Here is a 9,127-nt window from a genome sequence, read left to right as displayed (position 1 = left end):
TAGGCGGCGATCACTTTGACGTCCACGCCGAAGTCGGCCAGCTTGCGCTCGATCAGGCGGGAGGTGTATTCCACGGTGTCCTGCGATACCGGCTCCTGCTGCTCCTTGGCGGCGTCCAGCAGGCTGAGGCCGGGCAGGGCGGCGTCTTTGGGATCGGCGAACAGAGACTGCTGCACCGGCTTGTGCGCCTTGGCCGATACCGGTACCTCCAGCACCGGCGGTTCGATGCGCACCGGCGTGGTTTCCTCGATCTTCTTCTTGGCGACGGAGACTTTCTCTTCGCGCTTTTGCGCGATTTCCTTGCCGATCTCGCGGTCCTTCCTCGCCTGCCAGCCTTGCCACAGGCGCAACGCGCCGTCTTCCAGCGCCGCGCCGATGCGTTCCATCAGGTCCAGCCAGGACAGGCCGGTGAACAGCGAGAAACCTATGGCGGACAATACGCCCAACAACAGATAGGCACCGGACAGCCCCAGCCCGTGAGAGATGCCTTTGCCGATGAAGTGGCCCAGCATGCCGCCGGCTTCCAGCGGCAGCGTCACCGCCTTGCCTTCCAGCACGATGGCTTCGAAGCTGGCGCTGGACAACAGCAGCAGAAAGAATCCGCCCACCGCCGCCATGGTGATGGGGCTGAACTTGAAGCCCAGCGATTCCATGCGGCGGTAGCCCCAGGCTATCGCCACCAGGCAAAACACCACCAGCCACCAGGCTGACAGGCCGAAGACGTAGAGCAGCATGTCCGACAGCCAAGCGCCGAAAGCGCCGCCGTAATTGCGCACGGTAGGGTCGGAGGAGCTATGGGACCATGACGGGTCGAGCGGGGAGTAGCTGGCCAATACCAGCACCAGATACACCGCCGCCACCGCCATCAGCAGCCACCAGGCTTCTCGCAGCAGGGCGGCCAGCTGCGGCGGCAGCGGCGTCTGGGTGTTCTTGACTACGGCTTTGCGCTTGAAAAATCGCATTTTTCTCATATTTGGCTATGACAGTCGCTGATTATAGCCTGATGTGCCGTGTTTCACCTCACCGAGGATGCAGAACCCCCAGGATTCGCGGGCCGGCGGCACCGGTGACGGCGGGCAGGTTGCCGGCGCGGCGCTGGTTGAAGCACCAGCCCAGCCAGGCAAAGGCGATGGCCTCTATCGACTGCGCCGGCAGGCCCAGCGCTTCTATCGGCGCAATGCGCTGACCGGCCAGCAGCCTGCCCAGTTCGGCCAGCAGCGCGCCGTTGCGCGCGCCGCCGCCGCAGACGTATACCGCCTGGTTGCCCGGGCAATGTCGAAGGATGGCGTCGGCGATGCTGCGCGCGCTCAAGGCGAGCAGGGTGGCCTGCACGTCCGCCGGGGCCGGCGCTTCGGCCTGCGTCGCCAGTTGCCGCGCCAGCCAGTTGTCGTCGAACAGGTCGCGGCCGGTGCTCTTGGGCGGCGGAGCCTGCAGATAGGGCTCGGCCAGCATGGATTGCAGCAGCGCCTGATCGGCCTGGCCGCTGGCGGCCCAGCGGCCATCGTCGTCGTAAGGCCGGCCGGTATGCCGCAGACTCCAGGCATCCATCAGCATATTGCCGGGGCCGCAATCGAAGCCTATCGCCTCCCGGCCCGGATGCAGCCGCGCCAGATTGCTGATGCCGCCTATATTGAGGATGACCCGGCGCTCGTCGGGAGAGGAAAACACGCCCCGCTGGAAGGCCGGCACCAGCGGCGCGCCATGGCCGCCAGCGGCCACGTCGCGGCTGCGGAAGTCGGCGATCACGTCGATGCCCGCCAGCTCCGCCAGCCGCGACATATTGCCCAGCTGGATGGTGTAGCCGGCGTGCGGTGCGTGGCGTATGGTCTGGCCATGGCAGGCGATGGCGTGGATGTCGGCCGGATGGTGGTCGGCGCTTTCCAGCAGCTCGCGCGCGGCGCTGGCGTAGATTTCCGCCAGACGATTCGCCAGCCGCGAGCTGCGGTCCAGCTCGTTGTCGCCGCACGGCTGCAGTGCCAGCACCTCGGCTTTCACCTCGTCCGGATAGGGGATGGCGTGATCGGCCAGCAGGGTCGGGCGGCCGGCGGCGTCGAAGCGCACCAGCACGGCGTCCACGCCGTCCAGGCTGGTGCCTGACATCATTCCAATATATAGGTCGCTCATCAGTCGATCTGCGCAACGTTGACCGGGATATTCTGCAACAGATCCAGCCGCGCGCTCAATTCCCGGCGCTTGGCGCCGAATTGGGCCAGCTGGGTCTTGCCGAGTCCGGGAGTGGGGAGGGCGTTGGTGGCGGGATCCACCGCCTGATCATTGATTCTAACCTCAAAATGCAGATGCGGCCCGGTGGCGCGGCCGGTGCTGCCGACATAGCCCAGCACATCGCCGGCCTTGACCTTGCCGCCGGCCTTGATGCCCTTGCCGAAAGCCCTCATGTGCGCGTAAAGCGTGGACAGTTTGGCGTTGTGGCGGATCATCACCACATTGCCGTAGCCGTTTTCGCGCGTCACCTTCACCAGCTCGCCATCGGCCGGCGCCACGATGGCCGTGCCGGCGCTGGCGGCGTAGTCTATGCCGGAGTGCATGCGCAACGCGTGCAGCACCGGATGCATGCGCAGGCCGAAGCCGGAGCTGATGCGCGCGCCGGCCACCGGCTGGCGGCTGAAGCCCTTTTTCACCGGCTTGCCGGCGGCATCGTAATAAGCGCCGCTTTCGCTGTCGTGGGCGAAATAGAAAGCCTGATGCAGCTTGCCCTGGCGTTCGATCGACACCGCCAGCAGATTGCCGCTGGCGATGGCGGCGCCGGCATAGACCATGGTTTCGTACACCAGGTTGATGCGGTCGCCGGGTTGCAGGCTGGATAGCTCGAACTGGTCGGCGAATACTTCTGACAACTGGTTGCGGATGTCGGCCGGCACTCGCGCGGCGGCCAGCTCCGCCGCCGCGCCGCCTTTCAGCGTGATGGAGCGCACGGTCTCCACGCTTTCCGCCGCGACCGGATCGGCGCTGGCCTGCCATTTGCCGTCGCGCTTTTCCAGCGCCACCAGCACTTGTTCGCCGTTGTCGTCGTCCTGCAGGAAGCGCAGGCCGAACAGCTCGCCGGCATCATTGGTCTGCACCGTCAGCGTGGCGCCGACCTTGAGCCTGAGCAGGTTCTTGGCCAGCGGGCTGGTATACAGGAAGGCGTTGGCTTCCTTGTCACGCACGCCGACGCGGTTGAGCACGCGGGCCACCGTGTCGCCGCGCTTGATGCTTTCATCGCGCCAGTAGCGGGTCTGGCTGTCGGCGAACTTGAATTGCGGCAGAGCCAGACGTTCGGTGATTTGTTGCCGCACCACTTCGGGCGCTCGGGTTTCCTTGGCCCCCACCGCCACGCCGAAGGCGGTGACGGTGCCCAGCATGGGCAGGCAGGCGGCGACGCCCAGCCAACTGAGGTGGTGGTTGATCAGCCGGGACGCGCACTTTTGCGGGATGTGTAGCAGTTTGCGATAATCCATCACTTTTCCGGGCAGGCTGCGGCCTGCCGTGCATAAATATTGATCAGTGGCTGGCGCCGTCGCATCGGCGGAGCCAGCGCCAAGCATGATTGATTGGGCGGGCGGCGCGATAGTTCCGGCAAAAGCGGTCAGTTTGCCGCAGAATGACGCACCCGCCAAATGCCCCATGGTCAAAATGACGGAAATCCGCAATCCATCTGACAAGAATATGAAATTAACCCTGTTGTTCCCCGGCCTGAGCTGGCTGGACGCGCATGATGGCGGCGAGGTGAGCAAGTCGCTGCCGTTGCCGGCTTTGCAGCAATTGCTGGGCAAAGGGCGCCTGTCTCGGCGGGAGCAGACCCTGTCGGCCTGCGTCGGGCGCTTGTGGGGCGGCGCGCCTGCCGGCCTGGCCGGCCTGGCGGCTTCGCAGGCCGGGCTGGCGGGCGAAGGCGAGTGGTTGTTCGCCGATCCGGTGCACTTGCGGGTGGATCGCGACCGCGCGCTGTTGGCCGATGTCGGCGTGATGCAGATCGCCATGGACGAGGCGCAAGCGCTGATCGACGCCCTCAACCGCCATTTCGGCGAGGATGGCCTGGCGTTCCATCCGCTGCGGCCGGGCCGTTGGCTGCTGAACGTGCAACAACCGCTGGCGGCGAGCTTTGATCCGTTGTGGGACGTGGTGGGAGAGGACATCAACCGCCACCTGCCGCAAGGCGAGCACGGCCTGGCCTGGAGCCGCATGTTGAACGAGCTGCAGATGCTGCTCTACACGCAGCCGCTCAACGATGAAAGGGAACTGCGCGGCGACCTGGCGATCAACAGCGTATGGCTGTGGGGCGAGGGCAGCGCGCCAGCCTGGAGCGCGCCAGCCCCCAGCCTGCTGGCCGACGACGAGACCTTGGCCTTGCTGGCCATGCGCAGCGGCATGGCGGTCGATTCCGCGCCTTTCGCCTTTGACGGCCTGCCGCTGGACGGCGACTGCCTGCTGATGCTGGACGCGCTGCAGGCCGCCGCGCAATACCGTGACGCCTGGGGCTGGCGCGAGGGACTGCAGCGGCTGGAGCGGGACTGGTTTGCGCCGTTGCTGCGCGCCGTGCGCCAGCGCCGGATAACCGAATTGAATCTGATCGCCACCGGTCCGGCCGGCTTCGAGCTGCAAGTGAAGCCCGCCGATCTGTGGAAATTCTGGAAACGCGCGCTGCCCTTGGCAGCGCTGTACTGAGAGCCTATGTCGCAGATCGTCACCCGTGAAGTTCCCGCGCCCTTGCAGCAGACGCTGCTGCAGCAAGGCCTTACTCCCCTGCAGGCCAGGCTGTACGCGGCGCGCGGCATCGCCGACAGCGCCGAGCTGGACTACGGCCTCAAGGGCCTGCTGCCATTCCAGAACCTGAAGAACGCCGAGGCGATGGCCTGCCGGCTGGCCGACGCCATCGCCGCCCGCCAGCGCCTCTTGGTGGTGGCGGATTACGACGCCGACGGCGCCACCGCCTGCGCGGTGGCGGTGAAGGGCCTGTCCGCGCTGGGCGCGGTGATAGATTTCATCGTGCCCAACCGCTTCGAGTACGGCTATGGCCTGACGCCGGAAATCGTCGAACTGGCGGCGCAGAAACGGCCGGACATCATCGTCACCGTCGACAACGGCATCGCCAGCGTGGCCGGCGTGGACGCGGCGCGCGCGCGCGGCATCGAGGTGCTGGTGACCGACCACCACCTGCCGGGCGACACGCTGCCGCAGGCGCTGATCGTCAATCCGAACCAGCCTGGCTGCGAGTTCCCGTCCAAGAACCTGGCCGGCGTCGGCGTGATGTTCTACGTGCTGATGGCCTTGCGCGCCGAAATGCGCCGGCGCGGCGCTTTCGCCGCGCAGCCCGAACCCAATCTGGGCGAATTGCTGGACCTGGTGGCGCTGGGCACGGTGGCAGACGTGGTGCGGCTGGACCGCAACAACCGCACGTTGGTGGAGAACGGCCTCAAGCGCATGCGCGCCGGGCGGATGGCGCCGGGCATCGCCGCGTTGTTCAAGGTGGCGGGGCGCGCCAGCTACAAGGCCAACACCTTCGATCTGGGCTTCACCCTGGGGCCGCGCCTCAACGCCGCCGGCCGGCTGGACGACATGAGCCTGGGCATCGCTTGCCTGCTGTCCGGCAGCGAGCAGCAGGCGATGATGCTGGCGCAGGAGCTGGACAAGCTCAACCGCGAGCGGCGCAGCATAGAGCACGGCATGCAGGACGAGGCGCTGGCGGTGCTGTCGTCCATCGATCCCGAACACCGTTATACCCTCACGCTGTATCGCGACGACTGGCACCAGGGGGTGGTGGGCATCGTCGCCTCGCGGCTGAAAGAGCGCTTCCACCGTCCGTCCATCGTGTTCGCCCCCGGCGACGAGGGCGAGATCAAAGGCTCCGGCCGCTCGATTCCCGGCTTCCACCTGCGCGACGCGCTGGACCTGGTCTACAAGCGCCATCCCGGGCTGATCCTCAAGTTCGGCGGCCACGCGATGGCGGCCGGCCTGACGCTGGACGAAAGCCGCTTCGGCGAATTCCAGCAGGCCTTCGAAGCGGTGGCCCAGCAGTTGCTGGACGAGAAGCAGCTGACCCGTACCATAGAAACCGACGGCAGCCTGCCGGCGCGCGAGCTGAGCCTGCAGCTGGCCGAGCAATTGGCGGCGGAAGTGTGGGGCCAGGGCTTCCCGGTGCCGTACTTCCACGACCAGTTCATGGTGGTGAATCAGAAGCTGGTGGGCGACAAGCACCTGAAGCTGCGGCTGGCGCGCGAAGGCCAGGAGTTCGACGCCATGCTGTTCAACCACGCCGACTGGCTGCCGGACCGCATCTCGGCGGTGTATCAGCTGATCGCCAATGAATGGCAGGGCCGCAAGGAGTTGCAGGTGTATCTGCAGCATTGGGCGGTGGTGTAAGGGAGCGGGAATATGGAAATGTTGATCATCGGCCTATTGCTGGGCCTGTTGGGCGGCGGCGGGGCCTGGTTTGCCGGCCGCGGCAAAAGCGCGCGCGATCTGGCTGCGTTGCAGCAGGAGGCCGCCAATCTGCAGGCCCAATTGAACGCCGGCCGGCAACAGCTGGACGAGGCTCGCAGCCGCGAGCAGGCCGCCACTCAGGCCATGCAGGCGCAAAGCCTGCAGCTGGCCGACAGCCAGACCCAGCTGGGCGCCTATATTGCCCGTTCGCAGCGGGTGCCGGAACTGGAAAAGCAGCTGGTCGAGCGCGAACAGGCGCTGGCTGGCTTGCAAAAAGAGTTGCGTGAAATCGGCGGACAGCTGGCGATGCGCGAGGAGCAGGGCAGGTTGCTGGACGCCTTGCAGCAGCGCAGCCAGCAGCAGGGGGTGGAGATCACCCGGCTGACGGCGCGCGAGCAGGAGCTGGCCACCACGCTGGAGCAGGAGCGGCTGCAAAACCAAGAGAAACTGAGCCTGTTGATGGAGGCGCGCCAGACCCTGTCCGAGCAGTTCAAGAACCTGGCCAGCGACATCTTGGAGGAAAAGTCCAAGCGCTTCACCGAGCAGAACCAGCAGAATCTGGGCGCGCTGCTGAATCCGCTGCATGAGCGCATCCAGGGCTTCGGCAAGCTGGTGCAGGATACTTATGAGAAGGATAGCCAGGGGCGCTTGTCGCTGGAGGCCGAACTGAAGCGTCTGCAGGAGCTCAACACCCGGCTGGGCGACGACGCGGTGGCGCTGACCAACGCGCTGACCGGCGCCAGCAGCAAGGCGCAGGGCACCTGGGGCGAGATGGTGCTGGAGAAGGTGTTGGAAACCTCCGGCCTGTCCCGCGATCGCGAATACCGGGTGCAGGTGTCCGACACGCTGGAGACCGAGGACGGCAGCAAGCGCTACCAGCCCGACGTGGTGATAGACCTGCCGGAAGGCAAGCAACTGGTGGTGGATTCCAAGGTGTCGCTCAACGCCTATGTCCGTTACACCGCCGCGGAGGACGACTCGGTGCGGGAGGCGGAGCTGAAGGCCCACATCACCGCGATCCGCACCCATATCCGCGCGTTGTCGGAAAAGCGCTACCAGGATTTGTACAAGCTCAACACGCTGGACTTCGTATTCATGTTCATCCCGGTGGAGCCGGCGTACCTGCTGGCGGTGCAGCGCGACATGAGTTTGTTCAACGAGGCTTTCGAGCGGAGGATCATGATAGTCGGCCCCAGCACGCTGCTGGCCACGCTGCGCACTGTCGCCAGCATCTGGCGCTACGAATACCAGAACCAGAACGCGCAGGAGATCGCGCGCCAGGGCGGGGCTATGTACGACAAGTTCGCGGGCTTCGTCGCCAATATGGAAAAGCTGGGCAAGCAGCTGGATGCCGGCCGCGACACCTTTGGCGACGCCATGCGCCAGCTCTCCAGCGGCCGCGGCAACCTGATGAGCAGCGCGGAGCGGCTGCGCAAGCTTGGCATACGCAACAACAAGCAATTGACCGCGCCAGTGCAGTTGGAAGGCGACGACGAGGAATAGGGCGTTCCATGTCTTGAGTGGTCGCGTTTTGGTATCATTTTCGCTTTGAAATGGCGTGGGAACGGGAATGGGCAAGGTTCGGGTAGGTCTGATATTCGGCGGCTGCTCCTCGGAGCATGAGGTTTCCCTGCAGTCGGCGCGCAATGTGCTTGACGCCATTGATGCCGAAAAATTTGACGTTTCGCTGATCGGCATCGACAAGCAGGGGCGCTGGCATATCAGCCAGGCTTCCAGCTTTCTCTTGCACGCGGATGATCCTGGCAGGATTGCGCTGCGGCAGTCCGGACAGGGCCTGGCGCTGCTTCTGGGAGAAGGGCGGCGGCAGCTGGTGGCTGCCGGCACTTTCCATCCGCTGGCGCAAGTTGATGTTGTCTTTCCCATCGTTCACGGCTCGTTGGGCGAGGACGGTTCCTTGCAGGGCCTGCTGCAAATGGCCAACATTCCCTTCGTCGGCGCCGGCGTGCTGGGCTCTGCGCTATGCATGGACAAGGATGTGGCCAAACGGCTGTTGCGCGACGCCGGGCTGAAAGTCGCCCCTTTTGTCGCCCTGATTAGCGGCCGCGCGGGCCAGCCCGGCTACGCCGACATCGTCGCGCAACTGGGGTTGCCTTTGTTCGTCAAACCGGCCAATCAAGGCTCGTCGGTCGGCGTGAGCAAGGTCCGCGACCAGGCGGAATTCCACGCCGCTTTGGCGCAGGCTTTCCGTTACGATCACAAGGTGCTGGTGGAGCAGGCGGTGGCAGGCCGCGAGATCGAGTGCGCGGTGCTGGGCAACGAGAGTCCGCAAGCCAGCGGCTGCGGCGAGATCGTGCTGAGCGACGAGTTCTATGCCTATGACACCAAATACCTGAACGAGGGCGGCGCCAGGGTGATCGTGCCGGCAGATATCTCCGAGGAGGCCTGCCAGCGCATCCGCCAGGTCTCGATCCAGGCTTTCCAGGCGCTGGAATGCGCCGGCATGGCGCGGGTGGATGTGTTCCTCACGCCGGACGGCGACATCGTGGTCAATGAGCTGAACACCTTGCCCGGCTTTACCAACATCAGCATGTATCCCAAGCTGTGGCAGGCTGCCGGCCTGAGCTACCGCGATCTGATCACGTCGCTGATCGAACTGGCGCTGGCGCGGGGCGATCGGGAGCGGGGCCTGTGCCGCAACGCCTCCCTGCCTGTGGCGGAGCAGACATCGGTTTAAGTTTTACGGCGGGTT

General features: G+C 65.5%; 7 protein-coding genes. 4 read left to right on the top strand and 3 right to left on the bottom strand.

All coding sequences use genetic code 11. The features are described 5' to 3' along the window. The 3 genes from BI344_RS14140 to BI344_RS14130 all read right to left on the bottom strand — a co-directional run. Positions 1-962: DNA translocase FtsK 4TM domain-containing protein (locus BI344_RS14140; protein ID WP_241499361.1), on the bottom strand; the 962-nt coding region annotated here is incomplete at its 3' end. A gap of 58 nt (positions 963-1,020) precedes the next feature. Continuing rightward, positions 1,021-2,124: an anhydro-N-acetylmuramic acid kinase gene (locus tag BI344_RS14135; RefSeq protein WP_071113530.1), complete on the bottom strand. Its 1,104-nt coding sequence runs from the start codon at positions 2,122-2,124 to the stop codon at positions 1,021-1,023. Beyond that, a complete protein-coding gene (locus tag BI344_RS14130; protein ID WP_071113529.1) occupies positions 2,124-3,458 on the bottom strand; it encodes a M23 family metallopeptidase in 1,335 nt (444 codons plus the stop codon). The genes BI344_RS14135 and BI344_RS14130 overlap by 1 nt, the downstream gene beginning before the upstream one ends. 208 nt (positions 3,459-3,666) lie before the next feature. Here BI344_RS14130 and BI344_RS14125 point away from each other — a divergent pair, with 208 nt between their 5' ends. The 4 genes from BI344_RS14125 to ddlA all read left to right on the top strand — a co-directional run bounded on the left by BI344_RS14125 (position 3,667) and on the right by ddlA (position 9,112). Next, positions 3,667-4,662: a hypothetical protein gene (locus tag BI344_RS14125; RefSeq protein WP_071113534.1), complete on the top strand. Its 996-nt coding sequence runs from the start codon at positions 3,667-3,669 to the stop codon at positions 4,660-4,662. Between the two features lie 6 nt (positions 4,663-4,668). Further along, a complete protein-coding gene (recJ, locus tag BI344_RS14120) occupies positions 4,669-6,357 on the top strand; it encodes a single-stranded-DNA-specific exonuclease RecJ (RefSeq protein WP_071113528.1) in 1,689 nt (562 codons plus the stop codon). A 12-nt stretch (positions 6,358-6,369) separates the two neighbouring features. Next, positions 6,370-7,920, top strand: coding sequence for a DNA recombination protein RmuC (locus BI344_RS14115; RefSeq protein WP_071113527.1), 1,551 nt, complete (start codon positions 6,370-6,372; stop codon positions 7,918-7,920). Positions 7,921-7,987: 67 nt separating this feature from the next. Next, positions 7,988-9,112, top strand: coding sequence for a D-alanine--D-alanine ligase (gene ddlA / locus BI344_RS14110; RefSeq protein ID WP_071113526.1), 1,125 nt, complete (start codon positions 7,988-7,990; stop codon positions 9,110-9,112). Positions 9,113-9,127 lie beyond the last annotated feature (15 nt).

This window comes from Chromobacterium sphagni, assembly GCF_001855555.1.
GTDB lineage: Bacteria > Pseudomonadota > Gammaproteobacteria > Burkholderiales > Chromobacteriaceae > Chromobacterium > Chromobacterium sphagni.
Note: the sequence above shows the minus strand (reverse complement) of the source record. Positions and strands in the feature narration are given on the sequence as shown.

Excerpts from the sequence above, each read along its gene's own strand:
- ddlA (WP_071113526.1), top strand. The coding sequence starts at position 7,988 with ATGGGCAAGGTTCGGGTAGGTCTGATATTCGGCGGCTGCTCCTCGGAG.
- BI344_RS14135 (WP_071113530.1), bottom strand. The coding sequence starts at position 2,124 with ATGAGCGACCTATATATTGGAATGATGTCAGGCACCAGCCTGGACGGC.
- recJ (WP_071113528.1), top strand. The coding sequence starts at position 4,669 with ATGTCGCAGATCGTCACCCGTGAAGTTCCCGCGCCCTTGCAGCAGACG.
- BI344_RS14125 (WP_071113534.1), top strand. The coding sequence starts at position 3,667 with ATGAAATTAACCCTGTTGTTCCCCGGCCTGAGCTGGCTGGACGCGCAT.
- BI344_RS14130 (WP_071113529.1), bottom strand. The coding sequence starts at position 3,458 with ATGGATTATCGCAAACTGCTACACATCCCGCAAAAGTGCGCGTCCCGG.
- BI344_RS14115 (WP_071113527.1), top strand. The coding sequence starts at position 6,370 with ATGGAAATGTTGATCATCGGCCTATTGCTGGGCCTGTTGGGCGGCGGC.